This window comes from Bradyrhizobium sp. UFLA05-108, assembly GCF_059803455.1.
Genome location: NZ_JBANAZ010000047.1, coordinates 54,105 through 74,570, shown reverse-complemented (window position 1 = coordinate 74,570; position 20,466 = coordinate 54,105). Strand labels below are relative to the sequence as shown.

General features: G+C 63.0%; 21 protein-coding genes. 2 read left to right on the top strand and 19 right to left on the bottom strand.

The features are described 5' to 3' along the window. Positions 1-110 precede the first annotated feature (110 nt). The 12 genes from SO140_RS29660 to SO140_RS29605 all read right to left on the bottom strand — a co-directional run bounded on the left by SO140_RS29660 (position 111) and on the right by SO140_RS29605 (position 11,436). Entirely contained in the window at positions 111-1,070 is a 960-nt protein-coding gene (locus SO140_RS29660) for an AraC-like ligand-binding domain-containing protein (protein WP_449379914.1), read from the bottom strand. Between the two features lie 106 nt (positions 1,071-1,176). Then, positions 1,177-2,142: a LysR family transcriptional regulator gene (locus SO140_RS29655; RefSeq protein ID WP_449379989.1), complete on the bottom strand. Its 966-nt coding sequence runs from the start codon at positions 2,140-2,142 to the stop codon at positions 1,177-1,179. Positions 2,143-2,328: 186 nt separating this feature from the next. Further along, positions 2,329-3,306 (bottom strand): 5-oxoprolinase subunit C family protein, encoded by a 978-nt coding sequence (locus SO140_RS29650; protein ID WP_449379915.1) that lies wholly within the window; start codon positions 3,304-3,306, stop codon positions 2,329-2,331. Continuing rightward, entirely contained in the window at positions 3,296-4,171 is an 876-nt protein-coding gene (locus SO140_RS29645; RefSeq protein ID WP_449379916.1) for a 5-oxoprolinase subunit B family protein, read from the bottom strand. The genes SO140_RS29650 and SO140_RS29645 overlap by 11 nt, the downstream gene beginning before the upstream one ends. Positions 4,172-4,214: 43 nt before the next feature. Next, positions 4,215-5,609: an acetyl-CoA carboxylase biotin carboxylase subunit gene (locus tag SO140_RS29640; RefSeq protein ID WP_449379917.1), complete on the bottom strand. Its 1,395-nt coding sequence runs from the start codon at positions 5,607-5,609 to the stop codon at positions 4,215-4,217. A 16-nt stretch (positions 5,610-5,625) separates the two neighbouring features. Beyond that, the gene (locus SO140_RS29635) at positions 5,626-5,868 is read right to left on the bottom strand and encodes an acetyl-CoA carboxylase (RefSeq protein ID WP_449379918.1); all 243 of its coding nucleotides are present in this window, start codon (positions 5,866-5,868) and stop codon (positions 5,626-5,628) included. Between the two features lie 43 nt (positions 5,869-5,911). After that, on the bottom strand, positions 5,912-6,640 hold the full coding sequence (gene pxpA / locus SO140_RS29630; RefSeq protein ID WP_449379919.1) for a 5-oxoprolinase subunit PxpA: 729 nt from the start codon (positions 6,638-6,640) through the stop codon (positions 5,912-5,914). Positions 6,641-6,728: 88 nt separating this feature from the next. Then, positions 6,729-7,916: an ABC transporter substrate-binding protein gene (locus SO140_RS29625; protein ID WP_449379920.1), complete on the bottom strand. Its 1,188-nt coding sequence runs from the start codon at positions 7,914-7,916 to the stop codon at positions 6,729-6,731. A gap of 30 nt (positions 7,917-7,946) precedes the next feature. Further along, complete coding sequence (locus SO140_RS29620) at positions 7,947-9,020, bottom strand: branched-chain amino acid ABC transporter permease (protein WP_449379921.1); 1,074 nt, start codon at positions 9,018-9,020, stop codon at positions 7,947-7,949. A gap of 4 nt (positions 9,021-9,024) precedes the next feature. Beyond that, positions 9,025-9,939 (bottom strand): branched-chain amino acid ABC transporter permease, encoded by a 915-nt coding sequence (locus SO140_RS29615; protein WP_449379922.1) that lies wholly within the window; start codon positions 9,937-9,939, stop codon positions 9,025-9,027. 1 nt (position 9,940) lies between these two features. After that, a complete protein-coding gene (locus SO140_RS29610; RefSeq protein ID WP_449379923.1) occupies positions 9,941-10,663 on the bottom strand; it encodes an ABC transporter ATP-binding protein in 723 nt (240 codons plus the stop codon). Beyond that, positions 10,660-11,436, bottom strand: coding sequence for an ABC transporter ATP-binding protein (locus SO140_RS29605; RefSeq protein ID WP_449379924.1), 777 nt, complete (start codon positions 11,434-11,436; stop codon positions 10,660-10,662). Before SO140_RS29605 ends, SO140_RS29610 begins: the two co-directional genes overlap by 4 nt. Before the next feature lie 98 nt (positions 11,437-11,534). On the opposite strand from SO140_RS29605, the gene SO140_RS29600 reads away from it, so the two are divergent. Continuing rightward, positions 11,535-12,455: a LysR substrate-binding domain-containing protein gene (locus tag SO140_RS29600; protein WP_449379925.1), complete on the top strand. Its 921-nt coding sequence runs from the start codon at positions 11,535-11,537 to the stop codon at positions 12,453-12,455. A 26-nt stretch (positions 12,456-12,481) separates the two neighbouring features. After that, a complete protein-coding gene (locus SO140_RS29595; RefSeq protein WP_449379926.1) occupies positions 12,482-13,243 on the top strand; it encodes an enoyl-CoA hydratase-related protein in 762 nt (253 codons plus the stop codon). 100 nt (positions 13,244-13,343) lie between these two features. Here the strand turns inward: SO140_RS29595 and SO140_RS29590 are convergent, their stop codons facing one another. The 7 genes from SO140_RS29590 to SO140_RS29560 are packed head-to-tail and all read right to left on the bottom strand — an operon-like array spanning position 13,344 to position 20,439. Beyond that, the gene (locus tag SO140_RS29590; RefSeq protein WP_449379927.1) at positions 13,344-14,318 is read right to left on the bottom strand and encodes an ABC transporter ATP-binding protein; all 975 of its coding nucleotides are present in this window, start codon (positions 14,316-14,318) and stop codon (positions 13,344-13,346) included. Beyond that, on the bottom strand, positions 14,315-15,184 hold the full coding sequence (locus SO140_RS29585; protein WP_449379928.1) for an ABC transporter permease: 870 nt from the start codon (positions 15,182-15,184) through the stop codon (positions 14,315-14,317). The genes SO140_RS29590 and SO140_RS29585 overlap by 4 nt, the downstream gene beginning before the upstream one ends. Further along, positions 15,181-16,119, bottom strand: a complete 939-nt coding sequence (locus SO140_RS29580) for an ABC transporter permease (RefSeq protein ID WP_449379929.1) — start codon at positions 16,117-16,119, stop codon at positions 15,181-15,183. The genes SO140_RS29585 and SO140_RS29580 overlap by 4 nt, the downstream gene beginning before the upstream one ends. Positions 16,120-16,150: 31 nt before the next feature. Continuing rightward, a complete protein-coding gene (locus tag SO140_RS29575; protein WP_449379930.1) occupies positions 16,151-17,701 on the bottom strand; it encodes an ABC transporter substrate-binding protein in 1,551 nt (516 codons plus the stop codon). Further along, complete coding sequence (locus SO140_RS29570; protein ID WP_449379931.1) at positions 17,679-18,839, bottom strand: NAD(P)/FAD-dependent oxidoreductase; 1,161 nt, start codon at positions 18,837-18,839, stop codon at positions 17,679-17,681. Before SO140_RS29570 ends, SO140_RS29575 begins: the two co-directional genes overlap by 23 nt. Then, positions 18,836-20,206, bottom strand: a complete 1,371-nt coding sequence (locus SO140_RS29565; RefSeq protein WP_449379932.1) for an FAD/NAD(P)-dependent oxidoreductase — start codon at positions 20,204-20,206, stop codon at positions 18,836-18,838. Before SO140_RS29565 ends, SO140_RS29570 begins: the two co-directional genes overlap by 4 nt. Then, positions 20,203-20,439 carry a (2Fe-2S)-binding protein gene (locus tag SO140_RS29560; RefSeq protein ID WP_449379990.1) on the bottom strand — a complete coding sequence of 79 codons (237 nt, stop codon included), beginning with the start codon at positions 20,437-20,439 and terminating at the stop codon, positions 20,203-20,205. The genes SO140_RS29565 and SO140_RS29560 overlap by 4 nt, the downstream gene beginning before the upstream one ends. Positions 20,440-20,466: the final 27 nt, after the last annotated feature.

Here is a 20,466-nt window from a genome sequence, read left to right as displayed (position 1 = left end):
CCAGCCAGCATGGTGAATCAGAAGCAAGCTGATTTGGGAATCCCAAATCGATTCAACCTAACCCCATCCCGCTTTAGAAATCGGTCAACTGGACACAGGTGACGTTGTTTTCAGGAATTGGAAGCGCGCGAGGTCGCTCGCGCCTCGCTCGGTGTACGGCCAAAACGGCCGCGGTAGTTGCGGCTGAATTGTGCCTGGTCGGCGAAGCCCCACTGATAAGCAATTTCCGAAATGCTCTTTCGGCAATTGGGATCGCGCAGCAGTGCGTCGCACATCGAAAGACGCTGGTTGCGGATATAGGCGCAGACGGTCATACCCTCGCCCTCGAAAATCTGGTGCAGATATCGAAGCGAGATGCCGCAACCATCGGCGATCATCTGGGGCGTGAGCCGCATGTCCTCGAGGCGAGTACGAATGAAATGCTCACAGCGCAGCAGGTGGCCGTTGCGCACCGACGAGGAGTGCCCGGTCAGCACGCGGTCGTCGGACTCGATGGCCATGGCCACGAGTTCGATAAGGTGCTTGCCCATCATCGTGCGCGCCGTCTCGTCCATCTCGCCAATGCGCTCGCCGGCAAGTCGCAGTGTGTCGACGAACAGCGCACCGACGCTGCGGTTGGCATCGAATTGCAGCGTGGCAAGCCGTTCTGGGCGCGAGATACGTGCACGCAGGACCGCGCTCGGGATTTTCAGCACCCACAGCGCCGCTGGATCATGGTGGCTGAATTCGTAAGGTAGGTGGCTGCGCTCGATCACGAAGGCGCCAGGCCGGCAGCGCACATCCTTGCCGTCCTGCTCGAAGCGAATTTCGGCGAGCTCTGGCACGGTAATCAGGAAGGATTCGTCCCCCGCATTCTGGAGATGCCGCTCGTGGCGCTTGTAGAGCAGACCGTTCGCGATGTTTCGGGATACGGAGACCGGCCCCATGGACCAGGCACCGAGACTGGCGCTGAAGTCACTGCGGCTCGGAAAGCGCAGGTCCAGCGAGAAATAAGTCCTGGAGACGACGTCCTGCCAGTACTGACGCCGGGCTTGCAACGGAATGTCGGTGGTCGCGTAGGTGATTTGCATGTCTCACTCCCGCCGCCGGCTGTGCCTCCGGTTGTCGTGTCCCCGCGCGAGTGTGGCGAGGGCAGCCGGACGGCGTCAAGTCGAACAAATACGGAAAACAGATATCTTAGATTTCGATCGCCTCCTCGGCCCGATGCCGATGGTCTAAGCTGACCGGGGGCCTGGCCGGACCGACGCCGGCAACCGCAAAGCGCATGAAATCGAGGAACGCCTTGGCGGCCTCCGAGAGTTTGGTGTCGCGCCGCCAAGCGAGGCCCACATCCATGCTGGGAACCTCATCCTCGATAACGCGGGTCTCGATCCGCTGCCCTTCCAGCGACCAGGGCCGGTAGATCAGGTCGGACAGAATGGCGATACCCATGCCGCCCGCAACCATGGAGCGCACAGCTTCGACGGAGGAGGTGCGGAAGACAGTTTTCGGTTCGAGCGCCGCATGGGTCCAATAGCGCATCGAGGTGTGCTTGGCCTCGTCGACGGTGAGCATGACGTAGGGATAGGTCGCGATCTCCGAGAGATGCACCCGCTCGGCGCGGGTCAGTGGATGCTCAGGTGCAAGCCACAGCCGGCGCGGCGAGCGCAATAAGGTCTCGCTGACGAGCATGGCATTGTCGCGCAGGTTGGAGACCAGCATCACCGCCAGATCGAGCGCGCCGTCGACGAGTGCACGTTCGAGCACGTCGCGCGGCGCCTCGAACAGCTCGATGGTGATGCCGGGAAAGCTCGCCTGGAAGCGCATCTGGTGGCGCGGCAGGAAATAGCCGGACACCGTGTAGGTCACGCCGACGCGCACCGTCCCGAAGAGTGGACCCGCTGACATATGCGTGCTCCGCACCGCTTCGGCGACCGCAGCCAGAATCTGGCGGCCTTGAGACAGGAAGCGACTGCCCTCCATCGTAACGGTTACGCCGTTCGGCGTGCGCTCCAGAAGGCGCGCGCAAACGATTGCTTCAAGCTGCTGGATTGCCGCGGTCACGGCCGATTGCGAGACGTTGAGGTCCATGGCCGCCTGGCTGATGCGTCCAGTCTCGGCAGCGGCGACGAAATAGCGGATCTGTTTCAGAGAAACGGACATCGCGGTTGTTCCGATGTTTGCATAGCTCATGTCTGGTGTTTCTCAGCCCAAGCGCGTCCGCTGCAACTCTCATGCCGAAGGGGAGTTTGCCAGGACGGCCACCAGCCGCGAATGTGGAAGCAAACACATCTGTTCGCCCCGACCGGTGCCGGCCGGGGCGCTGTCAGATCATGCGGCCTCCGGCGACTACGCCAGGGCTGCCCGGAGCTTGCCCAGCAACTCCGCCCGGTTCTTGCGAGCTGCAAGCGCCTGATCCATGCCGACCTTGACGAACTTGACCGGCGTGTTGGGCTGGAGCTGGCCGATCAAATCCATGTCTGCCGCGATGACGGTGCCGACCATGAAATAACCGCCGCCCGAGACTGCGTCACGATGCAGCACGATCGGCTCGGTGCCCCCGGGCACCTGGATCGAGCCATAGGGATAGCAGGCATCGGTGATGTTGGAGGGATCCGAGCCGGCGCCGAACGGCGGCTCACGCGGCACGAATTCGAGTGATTTGCCGCCCTTGAAGCGGTAGCCGATGCGATCCGCTTCTGGAGCAACCTTCCAGGTGTCGGAGAAGAAGGCGTTGCCGGCGGCCTCGGTGATGCGATGCCAGTAGAGCCCCGGCATGGCGCGCAACTCAGTCGGCATGCCGGCCGGCTGGCCGCGCAGGTCCTTCGCGACCGTGCGGCCATCTTTCACGGTTGCTGCGGCCTTGCCGACCGGCAGCTCGTCGCCGGCTTCGAGCTTTCGGCCCTTGAAGCCGCCGAGCGCGCCGAGTGCATAGGTCGAGCGCGAGCCGAGAACGACGGGAACATCGATGCCGCCGGCGACCGCAATGTAGCCGCGCGCGCCCTGCTTGAGGAAGTCGAACGAGAGGATCTGGCCGCGCTTCACCTTGAAGCTGGTCCAGGTCTCGCGCGGCTCGCCATCAAGCTTCGGCGGCAGCTCGGCGCCGGCGATCGCGACCGTGGCGTCCTCGGTGAATTCGAGTTCCGGTCCCATGAACACTGCTTCGAGCACGGCCGCACCTTCCGGGTTGCCGACGAGTAAATTGGCGGCCGCGAGCGCGTGACGGTCCATGCCGCCGGAGAGCGGGATGCCGATGTGATAATACCCGGGGCGCCCAAGGTCCTGGACGGTGGTCGCCAGACCCGGCTTCAAAACCTTAATGGCCATGGAGGACTCCATCGAGCTTGCGGTTGTAGGCATCAATGTCGCGGTTGAACTCGGTCAGCGAGAACGAGACGTCGCGGATGACCGGCGCGAAGCGGCCGCCATCGACGTCGGCGACTGCTGCGTCATAGGCTGCCCGGTCGATCGGCTTCCACTTCACGATGTCGCCCGGTCGGAACAGGCACATGAAGTCGCGCAGATAGCTGATCTTCTGATTGGGATCGTAGATCGGCATCGGCGTGATGCCGAACATCTGGTAGCCGCCAGCACCGCGCACCGAATAAATGCAACTGAAGCATCCGCCGTGCCCCACGGTGAGCTTTGGCGTGTCCGTGCGTGGCCGCAGATATTTCGGCGCCTGAAGCTGCCGCTTGCGCTCCACCATCTGGTAGAGGAAGGGTAGGCCTGCGACGAAGCCGACCATTGAGACGAACCAGGGCGAGCTCGAATGCGCCTTGATGAAGGCATCGACGCCATCGAGCCCGTTGATGCGCGCGGCGTATTCGAGGTCGGTCCCGTTCGGATCCTGGTGCCGTTCTCGGAAGCGCATCAGGGTCTCGTGCGTCCAGGGATCGTTGTAGAGCACGGGGATCTCGATGATCCGCGTCTTGATCACCGGCTCGGACTTCTCGGATCCCGTATCCAGCCGCTTCAGCTCGGTAAGGAGATCGTCGGGCTTGATCTGATCAGGGTCGAACTTGATTTGATAGGATGCATTCGCCGGACAGATCTCGGTCACTCCCTTGATCTTGGCGTCACGCACCGCATTGGTGACGAAGAGGCTCTTGAAGAAAGCCTCCAGCGACATCGCTTCGCCGACTTCGGCGAAGATGTGCTCATCACCGCCAAAGGAAAATCGGGTTTGCATGACTAGCGGCCTCCTGTTGCTGACGGGGCGGGTTCTCTCGTGATCATGGGGCAGCCTTTGCCGTCGGTAACGGCGCCGCAAGCGTCGCGGCATGGGAGTCCAGCCAAGGTTCGAGCCAGGCTGTATGGAAGCGTCCGGCCTGCACGTCGGCGTCGCGGGTAAGCGCCTGATGCAGCGACTTCGTCGTCGCCAGGCCCTCGACATTGAGCTCGGCAAGGGCGCGCTCGAGCTTTCGGATCGCGCTCGCTCGATCTCTGTCATGCACGATCAGCTTGGCGAGCAGGCTGTCGTAGAAAGGTGGTACGGTGTAGCCCTGATAGAGCATGCTGTCGAAGCGCACGCCGTCGCCGCCGGGTACGTCGAGCGCGCTGACGGTTCCCGGGTTCGGCAGGAAGTTCTTCGAGGGATCCTCGGCATTGATGCGGACCTCGATCGAATGGCCGCTGACGCACACCTCGTCCTGGCGCAAGCGTAGGCGCTCGCCGCCGGCGATCCGGATCATCTCGCCCACGAGATCGATGCCGGTGATCATCTCTGTGACGGGATGCTCGACCTGGATGCGGGTGTTCATCTCGAGAAAATAGAATTCATGCGTCCTGTCGTCGTAGAGATATTCGAGCGTTCCGGCGCCGCGGTAGTTGACCGCTTTGGCCAGCGCAACAGCAGAAGCGCAAAGTTTTTCCCGGACGGCTGCAGCCAGCGAAGGCGAGGGGGCCTCTTCCCAAACCTTCTGGCGACGTCGCTGCAAGGAGCATTCGCGCTCGAAGCAATGAATGACGTCGTGCCCGTCACCGAGCACCTGCACCTCTATGTGCCGCGCGCCTTCGACCAGCTTCTCGACGTACAGCCCACCATCGCCGAACGCGGCGAGCGCTTCGGCCTGGGCCTGCGGCATCAGATGACGGAATTCCTCGGCCGATCGCGCGATGCGGATGCCGCGCCCACCGCCGCCGGCTGCCGCCTTGATCATGACGGGAAAGCCCGTCTTGCCGACAAGCGCGAAAGCGTCGTCAATCGATTCCAGGCGACCGCGGCTGCCAGGGACAGTGGGAACGCCGGCCGAGGCTGCAGCTTCCCGCGCCGCGACCTTGTCTCCCATCAGCCGGATCGATTGCGCGGTCGGACCAACGAAGATCAGGCCTGATGCTTCGACAGCCCCGGCGAATTCGGCGTTCTCGGCCAAGAAGCCGTAGCCGGGATGGATGGCATCGGCGCCAGAGGTCTTGGCGGCAGCAAGGATGGTCGCCTGATTGAGGTATGACTTTGAAGCTTGGGGCGGGCCGATCTCGATCGACTCGTCGGCGAGCCGGACAGCGAGCGAGTCCTTGTCGGCCTTGCTATAGACCTGCACGGTCGCAATGCCGAGCTCGCGCGCTGCGCGGATGATGCGCACTGCGATCTCGCCTCGATTGGCTATGAGGAGCTTTTTGATCGGCATGGAGATGCGGTGAGCCTCAAGTGTCGATTTCGGCGATCGCTTGACCGGCCATCACGGGCTCCTCGTTCTCGGCGAGGAACCGCAGGATCTTGCCGGCGGCGCCAGCCTTCACCTCGTTGAACGACTTCATCACCTCGATGAGCCCGATCGTGTCGCTGTCTGCGACCACGTCGCCGTCGTTCTTGTAGGCCGGCTTGTCGGGGGCTGGCTTGCGATAGAAGATGCCCGGAAGCGGCGAGAAGATCTGTTGGGTTGCCATGGATTCCTCGTGACGTGATTGCTTCGATTGTTGGCGCACTGGCTCAGCGCGCAGTGAGATAGGGACGGACCGCCTCGCGAACGGCCTCCGCGATCGCGACTGCGTTGGGCGTGTCGGAATGGATGCAGATCGAATCGGCGCCGACCGTGATGTCGTTTCCGGCCACTGTCCGCGTCTTGCCTTCGCTCACGGCGCGCGTGCACCGTGAGGCGGCATCGACGGGGTCCTTGGCCTCGTGCTCGCGGGTGATGATGAGGCTGCCGTCGGCGTTGTAATCGAGGTCGGCATAATATTCGGCGACGAAGGTGTGGCCGCGGCGCTCATAGACCGTTTGATGCAGCGTTCCCTTCATGCCGAGCAGTGGCACCTTATAGACGTCGGCGGCATCGGCTACGGCTTCAGCGATCTCCTCGTTGCGCGACGCCATGCCATAGAGGGCGCCGTGCGGTTTGATGTGGTTGAGGGCCATGCCCTCGGCGTCGAGAAACGCCTTGAGGGCTCCGATCTGATAGAGCAGGCAGTTGGCCAGCTCCTCGCGGCTGATTTTCATCTCCCTGCGGCCGAAACCCTGCAAGTCGGGTAGCGAGGGGTGCGCGCCGACCTTGACGCCGAACTCCTTGGCTAGTTGCACCGTCTTGCGCATGTGATTGAAGTCGGAGGCATGAAAGCCGCAAGCGACGTTAGCGACGTCGATATGGGGCATCAGTGCCTTGTCGTCGCCCATCTTGTAGAGGCCGTAGGCCTCGCCCATGTCGCAGTTGATCACGACCATCTCTCCATTTCCTCCCAACGACTTTGCAGACGAAGAAGCAAGGTCGTCCGGGGTCCGCATGGCGTACCCCGGACGGCGCATTGCCGGTTTACTTGGACACCAGATAGTCGAGCGGAATCTTCTCCGAGATCGTCCACTGATCGACCACCTTCGGCTTGCCGGCCTCGGTGTCGACGATCAGGTAACGACCCTGGTTCTGATGGTGGATGTCCTTGGTGAAGGTGCGAGGCCCGAACAGCGTCGGTTCGTTGGTCATCTTCTCGAGTTCGGCAACGACCGCCGGCGCGTCGGTAGACTTGGCGCGTTCGACCGCCTTGGCCCAGACGTCGATCAGGACGTAGCCGGGATAGACGTACTGGCTCGACGGATCGCCGCCGGTGACTTCCTTGTACTTCTTGTTGAACTCGTTGACCTTGGGATTGGGATCGTCGCCATAGACCGAGCCCTGTACCGGAACGTAGAAGTTCGACAGATCCGGTGTGGCGTTCAGCCAATAGCTGCCGTCGACGCCGGAGCCGTTCAGGATCATCGACTTGATGCCGGCGGCGCGGATCTGCTTGATGGCGGATACGGCGCCCGGCATCATCGTGCAGAGCATGATGGCGTCCGGTTCCTTCGGTAGGCTTTTGATGCGCGTAATTTGCGAGGCGATCGAGGCGTCATCGTTCTTGAAAGTATCGCTGCCGACGAGCTTGGCCTCCTTCAGGTGCGGCATCTGCCAGTCGAAGCCGTCGCAAATCCCCTTGTTGTAGACGGTCCAGCTATCGAGCAGCCGGTAGAAGTTGCGCGCATTCTTCTTGTTGTAGGCCCATTCCGCCATGGTCGCGCCCTGGACCGCCGCCAGCACCGAGGCTGAGAACGAGAACGGGCCGACGCCGGGAATGCCGGCCTTGATCGACTCTGCGCAGAGGAAGAAGGAGACTTTGCCGGCTGCCTGGGCCTGCAGCGCCGCGGGCGCGCCGAAATCGTAGTCGCAAGAGACAATGACGAGGTCGGCGCCCTGGTCGAGCACCGCAAGACCAGCTTTGGCGCCCTCGGCCTGGTCGGTCTTGGTGTCGGCGAAGACAGGCTTGATCTTCTTGCCGAGCAGCCCGCCGGCCTTGTTGATCTCATCGATCCTGATCAGAGCCGCATCCTGCGCCGGCTTGTCATAGGCCTGCATGAATCCGGATGCCGCGGTCGCAAAGCCGACGACGATCTCGTCGGCCGCCTGGGCGGGCGTGAAGCAGAGCGCAGTCGCTCCCGCCAGAACACTGAGTATTGTCGTAAAACGCATGAGCCACTCCTCCAATTGAGCAAACGAACGTCAGTTCAGTTCCTTCAGCGCCGTCTGGACGGGGCGAGCCAGACGCCGCTGCAACGGCCATCCGCGCCAGGAGAATTCCTGGTTGCGGGTTAGTCCCGTGGGCAGGTACATCAGGATCACAATGGTGATGATGCCGATCGCGATCTCCTGGACGCCATTCGGCAATGCGATGGTGTGGCCGCCGAGGCTGATGCCCCTCTCGAGATTGCGGAACAGATCGATCAGCAACGACATCACGACTACGCCCGAGACGGCCCCGCTGAGGCTGTACATGCCGCCGACCACCAGCATTGACAGCGTGACAAAGGTCGTCCGCAGATAAAACGCGCCAGGATTCACGATGCTGAGGAAGTGTGCATAGAGCGCGCCGGCGAGCCCGATGATGAAGGCGCTGACGACGAAGGCGATCAGCCGCTCGCGGACGACGTCGATGCCGGAGGCGCTCGCGGCGACGGCCTCGTCGCGCGTGGCGCGAAGCGCAAGTCCCGAGCGCGAGATCGAATAGAGATAGGCGATTACGATCGCAATCGCGGCACCGAGCCACCCAATCCAGACGTTCATGGTTGGCGGAATGCCGACGATCGAGCCCTGTCCACCCGTCACGGAGTCCCAATTCGAATAGACGTTGTTGACGACGCCGAGCAGGCCGAAAGTCGCGATCGAGGCGGCTATGCCCGACAGGCGCATGATCACGCGTCCGATGATCAGCGCGAACAGCGCCGCGAACACGCCCGAGATTGGGGTCGCCACCCACATCGGTAGTTGCGTGTGCAGCAGCCAAGCCGGCAGTCCCTTGAGCGTGATCGACTTCATCACCGGCGGGATGGCGAGCCAGGCGGTCATGTAGGCGCCGAGGCACATGAAGCTGATATGGCCGAATGACAGCAGGCCCGAATTGCCGACGAAGACGTAGAGGCCGACGACGACCATGATGTTGATGAACATCTCGACGGCGGTGCGATTGAAGGCCCGGCTGCCGAATTGATAGGCGAGGGCGGCCATGATGAGCAGCGCTACGATCAGGATGATCGGAGTCACGATCGTCTGCCGGATGACGGATGGCCGCGTCGACATTCGATCAAACTCTCTGCTTGGCTGATTTCGGTGCGAACAGGCCCTGTGGCCGCACCAGGAGCACGACGATGACGGCGCCGTAGACGAAGGCATCGCGGAACACGCGGGCGTCATGAGGCAACGTCGCCTGGAACACGACACTCGCCGCGCCGATCAGGAATCCGGCCGCAACGGCACCCGGAATGCTGCCGAGGCCGCCGATCACGGTTGCGATGAAGGCGATCAGCATCACGTTGGCTCCCATACTGATATCGGCGGTGCCGGAGTTGGTGGCCAGGATCAGGCCGATCGCCGCGGCCAGCATGCCGCTGATGGCGAAAGCCAGCAGGATCACGCCATTGGCGCGAACCCCAAGCATGCGGGCCATGGTGAAATTCTCCGCCGCCGCGCGCATCTCCAGCCCATAGCGCGTGCGCTTGAGGAACAGGACGAGCACGACGAGTACGACCAGCGTGATGATGATGGTCACGACCTGGAGCATCGGGATGTGGGCGCCGAGGAATTCGACCGGCAGGCCCAGGCTCGGCCACAGCGTGATCGATTTCGGCCGGCTCGAATACAGCATCAGCAGGAGATGCCGGATGACGAAGCCGAGAGCAAAGGATGCGATCATCATCGTCGCCGGATTGGTGTTGCGGAAGCGGCGGAAGACCACGATCTCCGACAGTATCGACAGCACCGCGCCGATCAGGAGCAGAAGCGGGATTAGCAGATAGGACGGCAGTTGGCCGGCAAATACGATCGCCGCCGCGTCGACCGAGGGCCACAGCATTGCGAACACGCAAAAGGCGATGAAATCGCCGTGGGCGAAATTGACCAGCCGCATGACGCCGAAGATCAGAGCGATGCCGAGCGCCCCCAGCGCGTAAAGGCTGCCGAGGCTCAGCGCGTCGAAGACGATCTGCAGGATGTCCGTCATCTCAGTGATCTCCGAAGCCGAAATAGGCCTGCTTCAGTCGATCGTCCTTGATCATGTCTGTGGCGGCGCCCTCCAGAACGATGCGCCCCCCGCGGATCAGAACCATCCGTCCACCGGTCATCATGGCGCGGGTCGAGCTTTGCTCGACGATAAGGAGGGTGAGCTTGCGCTGCGCGCGCAGCCGTACCAGGATCTCGTAGACCTGGTCGATGATCTTTGGCGCAAGGCCGAGCGACGGCTCGTCGATCGCCATGATGCGCGGTGCGGCCATCAGTGCGCGACCGATGACGAGCATCTGCTGCTGGCCGCCGGAGAGCATGCCGGCCGGGGTGTGGCGGCGCTCGGCTAGCATCGGGAATTCGTCGTAGACGGACGCCAGATCGTCCGCGATCTTCTTCCGGTCGGTCCGCATGCCGGTGCCGACCTTCAGATTCTCCTCGACCGTCAGGCCGCCGAAGACGTTGCGTCCCTCCGGCACCAGCGAGAATCCGCGCCGGGCAATTTCTTCCGGCGAGGTGCCGGTGACCGTTGCGCCATCGATCATGATGGAGCCCGAGCCCGCCGGCACGACGCCCGCAATCGCATTGAGCAGGGTCGATTTGCCGGCGCCGTTCGGGCCAGTCACGAACAAGACTTCGCCTTCGTCGATTTTCAGCGTGACCCCACGCAGCGCCGTCAAGCGCCCGTAGCTGACCGTGATGTCGTCGACGGCGAGCAACGTCATGATGCGACCGCCTCTTCAGCGACGATCGGCGGAATCAACTCGTCGCGTTGCGTACCCATATAGGCATGTCGCACGGCGTCGCTATCGCGGATCTCTGCGGGTGTGCCGACTTCGATGATTTCGCCGGAGTCGAGGACGAAGATGCGCTCGCAGAGTTCGAGCACGAGGCCGATATTGTGCTCGATCAGGAGTACGCCGACGTTGAGCTCATCCGCGATCCGCCGGATAATCGTGGCGAGTTCGTGGCTCTCATGTTCGGACATGCCCGCCGCCGGCTCGTCGAGCAGCAGATAGCGCGGCGTGCACATGATAGCGCGGCCGACGGCGACACGCCGCTCGTCCGTGTAGGGCAGGGCGCCCGCGATGGTGCTCGCCAGGTGCGAAATGCCGAGCCAGGCCAGAACCCGCTCGGCCTCCGCGATCGCGTCGCGACGAGCCTGGCCGAGACCGACGCCGGTCACCTCCAGGTTGTCTATCACCGGCAGATCACGGAAAAGTCGGCCCGACTGGAAAGTCCGCGCTACGCCTTTGCGTCGCAACTTGTGCGCCGCAATGCCATTGAGCGGCTCGCCTTCAAGTTCGATGCTACCGATGCCGACCGGCTGAAAACCTGTAAGTACATTAATAAGAGTGGTTTTGCCGGCGCCATTGGGGCCGATCAGCCCGGTGATGCGCCCCCGCGGTACGGTCAGGGTAACGCCGGACAACGCTTTCAAGCCTTCGAATTGGACGCTGACATCGCGAGCGACCAACTCCAAGCCACCGGACATCATCTTAATGCCTTCTCACCCGCGAACCGATGGATTGATTTTTCCGTTCCACCGGGTGATTGTAAAATTCGAAATATCGTTCACTGATATCGGAAAATTTGATGTCTCTGACGTTCCGTCAGGTTCGGCATTTCATCGCCACGGCCGAAACCGGACGCGTTTCGGCGGCCGCAGCTGCTCTGAACGTCTCGCAGTCGGCGGTTACAGCCTCGATCAAGATGCTGGAAGCCGAGCTTGGCCGCAAGCTATTCGACCGTCACTCGAACGGCGTGACGTTGACCTTCGACGGACAGGAGTTTTTGCAACGCGCCCGCGCCATCGAGGCGAGTGTTTCAGATGCGATGCGCGGCCCGCATCGCTGGGGAACGCAGGTTGACGGCATAGTCGACGTGGCCGTCAGCTATACCGTTGCCGGATATTTCCTGCCGCCGCTGTTGTCCCGCTTCTGGCGTTCGTTTCCAGGTATAACGGTACGCCTGCACGAATTTCAGCGCGATGCGATCGAGCAGAGTCTGATCAGCGGCAGCGTCGATGCTGCGGTCATGCTCGTTTCGAATCTGCATGACCGGCACTCCATTCGCTCACGGCTGTTGCTGCGCTCGCGGCGTCGCTTGTGGACTTGTGCCAATCATCCGCTCCTCCGCAGAGACAGCATCAAACTGGCGGATCTGGCGAGCGAACCCTATCTGATGTTGACCGTCGACGAAGCCGAACGCTCCGCAATGCGCTACTGGCAGCACACGACGCATGTTCCGAACGTTATCTTCCGCACCTTGTCGGTCGAGGCCGTTCGCAGCATGGTTGCGACGGGCATGGGAATTACCATCCTTTCGGACATGGTCTATCGTCCCTGGTCGCTCGAGGGACATCGCATCGATCTGAAGACGCTCGATGACGATGTCCACACCATGGATGTCGGGCTTGCCTGGAAGAGCAAGGCGGATCTTTCTCCGGCAGCTCGCGCGTTTTGCGAGTTCGTCGCTCATTCCTACCCCGGATCTGAGCCGGTCCAGTTCGACTAAGAGAACGAGATTGCGAGGGAAGCGTCATGACCGAGCACATCATCGTCACCGACGACGGCGCCACCCGCATGATCACGATGCGCCGGCCGGAGAAGAAGAACACGTTGACCCAGGACATGTACCTGGCGATGAGCGATGCCATCAATGCCGCGCAATCCAATCCCGCGATCCGCTGCCTGATCCTCACGGGCCGCTCGGGCGTATTCACCGCCGGCAACGACATCGGCGATTTCCTGAAAGCTGCGACCGAAGCCGACGACGGCGCGCGGCCGCGCAACTCGGTCACTTTCCTTCAGGCGCTGGTTAACAACACCAAGCCGATCATCGCCGCCGTCGATGGCATTGCGATCGGCATCGGCATGACCATGGTGTTGCATTGCGACTACGTGATCGCGAGCACGACCACGACGTTTTCCTCACCCTACATCCACTATGGCCTCCTGCCCGATGGCGCCACCAGCCTGCTCGTGCCGCGTATGGTTGGGCATCAGCGCGCGTTTTCTATGCTGGTGATGGGCCGCGAGATGAGCGCGGAAGACGCGAAGGAGGCCGGCCTGGTCAATCAGATCGTGGCGCCCGGGCACGCCGTCGTCGAGGCGCAGAAAGTCGCGCGCGAAATCTGCGCGCTGCCGGCGGAGGCGGTCGCGGCCGCGCGTAAGCTCCTGAAGCCCCCAACCGAAGAGATCGAGCGCCGGATAGGCCAGGAGAACCATTTCTTCGCGGAGCGCATGCGCTCGCCAGAGGCGCTCGCAGCATTCCAGAAATTCTTTGCGCGCAAGGTCAGATAAGATCGCCGCGCCGCCCTAGTTTCACGCGACCAAGCGGCTCACTCCGACGGGCAACAAGGGTGAAACTGGAGGGATCGTCAACACTTGTTGCCACGACTGATCAGGTCTCTGGGTGGTGACAGGCGACACCTCCATCAGCATCAACTTGCCATTCGGGATACGCGGTCCTGCATACATCGGACGCGCGGGGACAACGGGGATGAAAGTGACATCCTGCCGGCGGATTGGCGGCGGAGGGGATTTCGCCGACGATGCGCGGCAGTGTGCCTCGTATGCCCGGGTCGGGGATCGGCGAAGCATCACGCAGCATACGGGTGTAGGGATGACGTGGTGCGCCGAATACGCGTGCCACCGAACCGTCCTCCACAATGCGCCCGAGATACATCACCGCGACGCGCGAGCAGAACCACCGCACGACACCGAGATCGTGACTGACGAACACGAATGTCAGACCACGCCGTGACTGAAGATCCTTCAGCAACAGTAGCACCTGCGACTGCACAGAAACGTCGAGCGCAGACACCGGCTCGTCGGCAACAATCAGCTCGGGCTCGACGGACAACGCACGAGCAATTCCGATGCGCTGACGCTGTCCCCCGGAAAACTCGTGCGGGTGGCGGTCGTAGGCGGACGGCGGCAGCCCAACCTCCTCCAGCAATGCGATTGCGCGTTCGCGTGCGGCGCGACCGCGGGCAAGGCCGTGCACGCCAAGCGGCTCGGTCAAAGCCTGGCCGATCGTGCGTCGCGGATTGAGCGACGAATAGGGGTCCTGGAATACGATTTGCATGCGACGGCGCAGCCGCTGCAGTATGGATCCATGGGCGCCGGTCACGTCGATGTCGGCGAAGCGCACACGACCGGCATCAGGCGGAATCAGGCGCAGCACGGCGCGCGCCACAGTCGACTTGCCGCAGCCGGACTCGCCGACGAGGCCGAATGCCTCGCCGCGCGCGACTACGAAGCTGACGCCGTCGACGGCGCGGACTTTCGTTGTGATCGGGCGGGGAAAGCCCTTCGTCACCGTGAAATGCTTGGCGAGGTCACGAACCTCGAGCAGGGCTTGCGACGCGGTCATTGGGCGTTCGCTTTCGGATCGGTCACGTCGCAAAGGCCGTCACCCAGGAGGTTCAGTCCAAGCACCAGGACAAGAATGGCCAGTCCCGGCCATATGCACAGCCATGCCGAATCCAGAATGTTCTCGAATCCGTCCCGCATCATGCCGCCCCAGGTCGGCGTCGGCGGCTTGACGCCGAGCCCGATGAAGGACAGCGAGGCCTCGGTGCGGACTGCGGTCGCCATCCAGAGTGTGCCCATGACGAGGAGATCGGTGACGATGTTCGGCAGCACATGCACCAGCAGAATGCGCAAGTGCGAGAACCCGAGCGCGCGGCCGGCCTCGATGAAGGCGCGTTCCTTGAGCACCAGGACGGGTGCTCTCGCAATGCGCGCGAAGGGGGCTATCGCAGTGAGCGCAATGGCAATGATGAGATTGGTGACACTCGACCCAAGCAGTGCCACCATGATCATGCCTAGGATCAGGCTCGGAAACGACAGGAGGACGTCCATCACCTGCATGGTCACGAGATCGAAACGGCCGCCGACATAGCCGCTGATCATGCCGATCGCACCGCCGACGACGATGGCGCCGACAATGGAGAGAAAGGACACCAGTAGCGATACCCGGGCCCCCCACAGTAGCCGTGACAGCACGTCACGGCCGAACTGGTCGGTGCCGAGCAGATAGTCGAAACCGGGTCCCGCCAGGCGATCGAGAATATTCTGTTCGAGGGGATCGCGAGGAGCAATCCAAGGTGCGAGCAGCGCGCCGATGACGACGATCGCGCAGAGCACGACGCCGGCGAGTGTCGTCGGGTCGCTCAAGAGCCGGCCGGCCATCACACGCCAGGGCGAACGCGGTGCGGAAAGGGCCACATCAGTCATTGCTTAACCCTCGGGTCGATGAGGCCATAGCTGATGTCGGTGATCAGGTTCACCACCACGATCAGGAAGCAATAGATCACCATCATGCCCTGCAACATGGTGTAGTCGCGCTGGGTCAGCGCACTGACGATCACCTTGCCGAGGCCGGGCCGATTGAAGACGATTTCGGTGAGCACCGAATTGCCGATGAGGATGCCGACATAGAGGCCGACCACGGTGACCACCGGGATCAGGGCGTTGGACAAGCCGTGGCGCCAGATGATGGCGCGCCGTGGCACACCCTTCGCGCGCGCGGTGCGAATGTAATCCTCGCCAAGAACCTGCAGCATCGAGCTGCGCGTCACGCGGACGACATAGGCCGCCATGACGATGCCAAGGGTCGTCGCGGGCAGGACGAGCTTGTGCAGGCCGTCGATCCAGTCGCCCGGGCGCGGATTGCCGATCACCGGAAACAAGTGCAGTTGCAACGCGAAGACGATCAGGAGAAAAATACCCGAAACAAACACGGGAAAAGACAACCCGAGCAATGACAGCAGGCGCGTGAGCACGTCGATCGGACCGTTGCGGTGGAGGGCAGCCCAGACGCCGGCTGGAATGCCGATCAGGCAGCCGATCGCCATGGCAGTCAGCGTCAACACGATGGTGTGCGGCAAAGCATCGGCAATCTCGGTCCAGACCGCGCGATGCGTGACCATGCTGGTGCCGAGATCGCCGCGCAAGGCGTGACCGAGGAACTCGAAATATTGCGCGCCGATCCAGCGATCAAGGCCGAGTTCGGCGCGCAGGGCCGCGAGCGTTTCCGGGGTGGCCCGATCGCCGAGGATGGCGATAGCCGGATCGCCGGGGACCACGCGCACCAGAAGAAAGACGAGCGTCAATACCGCGAGCAGCGTCGGTATCGAGGCCAGCAATCTGCGGACGATGAAGCCAATCACCGGGCGATCCCCTAGCTTGGTCGCGCTTGCCTCACTTGAATTGCGTGGCTTCGGTCAGGAGCGGACCGAGCGAGAGCGACGCCTTCAACTCATAGCCGTAGTCGAGGTCGGTGTGATGCGCCCAGATCTGCAAGGCCTCCGCCAGCGGAACGGCGCAGAGCGCTGCAACAATCTTCTTCTGGGCCTCGACCCAGAGTGCAACTTGCTTTTCGGTATCGGTCTCGGTCTTGGCGGCGTCGATTTCCTTGTCCGCCACGTCGCAGTGGCTGAAATTGGTGACCGCCGTCGGCTTTCCGACGATGCTTGCCGAATGGAAGAACTGCGTCAGGTAGATGTCCGCCACCGGAAAGCGCGCCGCTGCGTAGTAGACGATCGGGCTCAGATCCTTGCGGATCTGCTGGTGGAAGGTGGCGTGATCGACGACCTGGATGTCGAGATTGATGCCTGCCTTGCGCAGCTGCGCCTGCACGACCTGCATGCTGCCCAGCATCTGCGGCAATTGCGTGTGGATGATCTTGATCGTCACGCCATCGGGATAGCCGGCGTCCTTGAGCAGCGCCTTGGCCTTGGCGACGTCGGTGTTGACGAGACCGACATCCTTCGAGAATCCGAGATAACCCGCCGGAATCACGCTCTGGCCGGGCCGTGCGGTATCGGTGCCCTGCCACTTGACGAGTTCCGGCCGGTTGACGGCATAGGCGATCGCCTGCCGCACGCGGATGTCGTCGAGTGGCTTCGCCGTGATGTTGAGATTGAGATTGGCCAGTTCGCCGGGTTCGAAGACGTCCACGACCGAGTTCGGCAATGCGCGAATGCGGTTGATCCAGGCCTGATCCTGTTTGCCGTAGATGAGGTCGATCTCGCCGTTCTGGAAGGCAAGGTCGCGCGATGAGTCGGAGGGAATGTAGCGGTAGCTTACATGCTCGAGCTTCGGCTTGCCTCTGAAATAGCCGTCGAAGGCCGCGAGTTCGAGCGACTGGTTCGGGGTGTCGGAAACGAAGGCGAAGGGGCCTGTGCCGACCGGATTGCGCGTGAAGTCCGCGCCATGCTTCTCGACCGCCTTGCGGCTGACGATGTAGCCGCCGGAATAATTGGTGAGCAACCCGAGCAGGCTCGGCACCTGGCGCGCCAGGACGATGTGGACCGTATGAGGGTCCGTTGCCTCGATGGTCTTGAACGCGGCGAAGTCGGCGGAGAAGGCCGAGGTCTTGGCGTCGCTGGCTCTCTTGAGACTGAACACGACGTCATCCGCGGTCAGCTCGCCAAAGTCGGCGTGAAACTTGACGCCGTGGCGCAAGTGGAAAGTCCAGTCGAGCTTGTCGGCACTCGATTCCCACTTCTCCGCGAGATCCGGCTCGATCAGCGTCGGGTCCATGGTTCCCGGCTTGAAGCGTACGAGGCCGTTATACATCCAGGCAACCACGGTGCGGTCGATGGTGCTGACCGCACGATGAGGATCGAGCTGGCCGACGTCCTGGGCAGCCATCCCGACTTTCAGATCGCTCTTCGGCGCCGCCGAAGCGGGCACTGCAATGAAGATGGCGGCCGCAAGTGCCGCACTAAGCGTGATGCGAAGCGTCATGTCTCTGTCCCTGCTGGTTGAACAATCCGTTCTCTGCGAAACGATCGATACGGAACGGCTCGAGCGGGACATCCGTGTGTCCGTCGAGGACCAGCTCGCTCATGATGGCTCCGATGGCCGGGCCAAGCTGGAAACCGTGACCGGAGAATCCGAATGCATGAAACAGGCCAGGCGTCGTGCGGCTCGGCCCGATGACCGGAATATCGTCCGGCGTTTCGCCGTCGATGCCGGTCCAGCTCCGGATCACCTGGGTGCCGGCGAGCTGCGGCACGAGCTGCAGCGCCTTCGCCATGGCTGTGGCGCTTGCTTCGGGCGATGGTCGTGACGAGGGAACATCTGGATCGGAATGTCCGCGACCACCGCCGAAGATCACGTTCCCCCGACGGATTTGACGCAGGTAGACGTCGCCACCGACGACGCCCAGATTGGGCGCAATGAAATAGGGCAGGGGCTCGGTCACGAGCATGTTCGGGTTGAGCGGCGAAACCGGAACCTGCTCGCCGAATGCCGCGGCGACCGCGCCGCCCCAATAGCCGGCTGTGTTGACGAGATATCGGGCACGAAATTCGTGGTGGCCCGACGTCACGATGAACTCAGCGCCATCGTGGGCCAGCTTGCTGACCGGGGTGAATTGACGGATTTCGGCACCCACATCGCGCGCGGCCCGTGCGAGAGCCGGGCTCAACAGACGGGGATTTGCGGCGCCGTCGTCTGGCGCGAACGAGCCGGCCACGACGTCGGGGCCCAGCCAGGGATATTGCTGATGGATGGCGTTGCCTCCGATCATGATCAGTGGAAGTTCGTTGGCTTTGGCGACGTCGAGATAAGCGATCAGCTCGGCTTCCTCGGCCTGGTTGCGCGCAAGCTTGAGGTGGCCCGTCACCTCGAATTCGCAGTCGGTGCCGATGAGTTCCGGCAGCCGTGCCCAGATTTCGCGCGCGCGGCGGGCGAGCGGCAATTCGGCCGGATGCCGGCCCTGTTGGCGTACGCCGCCGTAATTGACGCCGCTGGCTTGCCCGCCGATCTGGCCGCGTTCGAGCAGAATGCATCGCACGCCACGCTTTGCAAGATGCAGGGCCGTGGAGCAGCCGGCGCCACCGCCCCCCACGATCAACACATCGGCGGACGTCGCGCTCATGCGGCCTCCGCGGGGAGAATGGGGATCGGCTTCACGGGCGGTTGTCCGCGCAGGCGGCCAACCTGCTCGACCGGGCAGGACATCGTGGCCGCCAGCACCTCGGCCGCGGCCGCGCCGCAGACGCGCCCCTGGCAGCGTCCCATGCCGACGCGGGTGAGGGCTTTGGCCCGATTGACTTCCGACGGCGGAAGCGTCGCGAGGACTTCGTTCGCGGCTGCGCGCAATTCGCCCGCCGTGATCACTTCGCAGCGGCAAAGGATCGTATCGTCGGCCATGTCTGCGGCGAGCTTTGTTGGGAATGGAAAAGCGCGCTCCAATGCGGCGCGGAAGGTTTCACCTTCTGCCAGTCTCGCATCGAGGCGCGCGACTGCGCGCGCATCGACCGGCAGACCGCGCGCTGCCAGCACCGCCCAGGCGGCTCGCGCGCCGGCTGCCTCGGCAAGATCGGCACCGCGAATGCCGCTGCCGTCGCCGGCAAGGAACACGCCTTCGACGGATGTTTGCCCGCTCTGGTCCTTGCGGGGCTGCCAGTTGTGCTGCACGGGATCGAAGTCGAACGGCACGCCGGCGAGATCGGCAAGCTGCGCCTCCGGTTTCAGCCCAAAGCCGAGCGCGACGGCGTCGACTGCCGCCCCGTGCTTGCAGCCGCGCGCATCGCGCCAGCTCAGCGATTCGACTCGACCGTCGCCTTCGATCGCGAGCGGTATTGCGCCCTCGACGATGGGGATGCCGTGCGCCCGCAGCCAGGCGATGTAGTAAAGGCCTTTGGCGAAAGTTGCGCGGCCGCGCATCAGCCTGAACGCCTGTGTTGCCTTCGTGGCGAACGGAGTCGTGTCGAGCACAGCCGCAATTTGCGCGCCGGCGCGGGCATATTGATAGGCGACGAGATAAAGCAGGGGCCCAGTTCCGAGAAAGGCAACGCGCGCGCCGATGGCGCAGCCCTGCGCCTTCAGTGAAATCTGCGATCCGCCCAGAGTGAATACCCCCGGCAGTGTCCAGCCCGGGAGCGGGATCACCCGATCCATCGCACCAGTGCAAAGGATGGTCTGCGCGAACGGCACGACACTCGCCCTTCCGTCGCAGATCGTGTCGATCACGCCGGAACGCAAATTCCATGCGAGTGTTCGTGGCCGGAAATCCACCGAGGACCGCAGCCGGTCGAATGTGTCGTGTATGGCCTGTGCCTTTGCAGCCTCAAAGCCGTAGAGAGCACGCGCGGTGCGCTGGAATCCGGCGGGCTGGCGCTGATAGATACGCCCGCCATTCTCCGGCGCTTCGTCGATCACGATTGGACGCAGGCCTGCGCAGACAAGAACCTCGGCCGCGCGTGTGCCGGCCGGACCGGCGCCGACGATGACGATACTCATGGCTGCACCATCCTGCGTGACACGTGCATGCCTTCTGCGACTGGGGTCGTGCAGGCGCGCACGCGGCCGCCTCCCTCGACGTTCACCCAGCAATCCTGGCACGCTCCCATCAGGCAAAAGCCCGCACGCAGACCATCGCCGAATTCGCTCGCACGCAGGTAGCCGTCTTGTGCGAGAATGGCCGTGAGCAGAGTGTCACCCTCGAGCGCGGCCACGGGCGCACCGTCGAGCATGAACGACACGGCGGCCCGATTGGTCTC

Coding starts and splice junctions, on each gene's coding strand:
- SO140_RS29610 (WP_449379923.1), bottom strand. CDS start 10,663: ATGACGTTGCTCGCCGTCGACGACATCACGGTCAGCTACGGGCGCTTG.
- SO140_RS29560 (WP_449379990.1), bottom strand. CDS start 20,439: ATGCTCGACGGTGCGCCCGTGGCCGCGCTCGAGGGTGACACTCTGCTC.
- SO140_RS29655 (WP_449379989.1), bottom strand. CDS start 2,142: ATGTCCGTTTCTCTGAAACAGATCCGCTATTTCGTCGCCGCTGCCGAG.
- SO140_RS29575 (WP_449379930.1), bottom strand. CDS start 17,701: ATGACGCTTCGCATCACGCTTAGTGCGGCACTTGCGGCCGCCATCTTC.
- SO140_RS29600 (WP_449379925.1), top strand. CDS start 11,535: ATGTCTCTGACGTTCCGTCAGGTTCGGCATTTCATCGCCACGGCCGAA.
- SO140_RS29590 (WP_449379927.1), bottom strand. CDS start 14,318: ATGACCGCGTCGCAAGCCCTGCTCGAGGTTCGTGACCTCGCCAAGCAT.
- pxpA (WP_449379919.1), bottom strand. CDS start 6,640: ATGGTCGTGATCAACTGCGACATGGGCGAGGCCTACGGCCTCTACAAG.
- SO140_RS29650 (WP_449379915.1), bottom strand. CDS start 3,306: ATGGCCATTAAGGTTTTGAAGCCGGGTCTGGCGACCACCGTCCAGGAC.
- SO140_RS29625 (WP_449379920.1), bottom strand. CDS start 7,916: ATGCGTTTTACGACAATACTCAGTGTTCTGGCGGGAGCGACTGCGCTC.
- SO140_RS29635 (WP_449379918.1), bottom strand. CDS start 5,868: ATGGCAACCCAACAGATCTTCTCGCCGCTTCCGGGCATCTTCTATCGC.
- SO140_RS29565 (WP_449379932.1), bottom strand. CDS start 20,206: ATGAGTATCGTCATCGTCGGCGCCGGTCCGGCCGGCACACGCGCGGCC.
- SO140_RS29620 (WP_449379921.1), bottom strand. CDS start 9,020: ATGTCGACGCGGCCATCCGTCATCCGGCAGACGATCGTGACTCCGATC.
- SO140_RS29595 (WP_449379926.1), top strand. CDS start 12,482: ATGACCGAGCACATCATCGTCACCGACGACGGCGCCACCCGCATGATC.
- SO140_RS29640 (WP_449379917.1), bottom strand. CDS start 5,609: ATGCCGATCAAAAAGCTCCTCATAGCCAATCGAGGCGAGATCGCAGTG.
- SO140_RS29570 (WP_449379931.1), bottom strand. CDS start 18,839: ATGAGCGCGACGTCCGCCGATGTGTTGATCGTGGGGGGCGGTGGCGCC.
- SO140_RS29615 (WP_449379922.1), bottom strand. CDS start 9,939: ATGACGGACATCCTGCAGATCGTCTTCGACGCGCTGAGCCTCGGCAGC.
- SO140_RS29660 (WP_449379914.1), bottom strand. CDS start 1,070: ATGCAAATCACCTACGCGACCACCGACATTCCGTTGCAAGCCCGGCGT.
- SO140_RS29645 (WP_449379916.1), bottom strand. CDS start 4,171: ATGCAAACCCGATTTTCCTTTGGCGGTGATGAGCACATCTTCGCCGAA.
- SO140_RS29585 (WP_449379928.1), bottom strand. CDS start 15,184: ATGACTGATGTGGCCCTTTCCGCACCGCGTTCGCCCTGGCGTGTGATG.
- SO140_RS29605 (WP_449379924.1), bottom strand. CDS start 11,436: ATGATGTCCGGTGGCTTGGAGTTGGTCGCTCGCGATGTCAGCGTCCAA.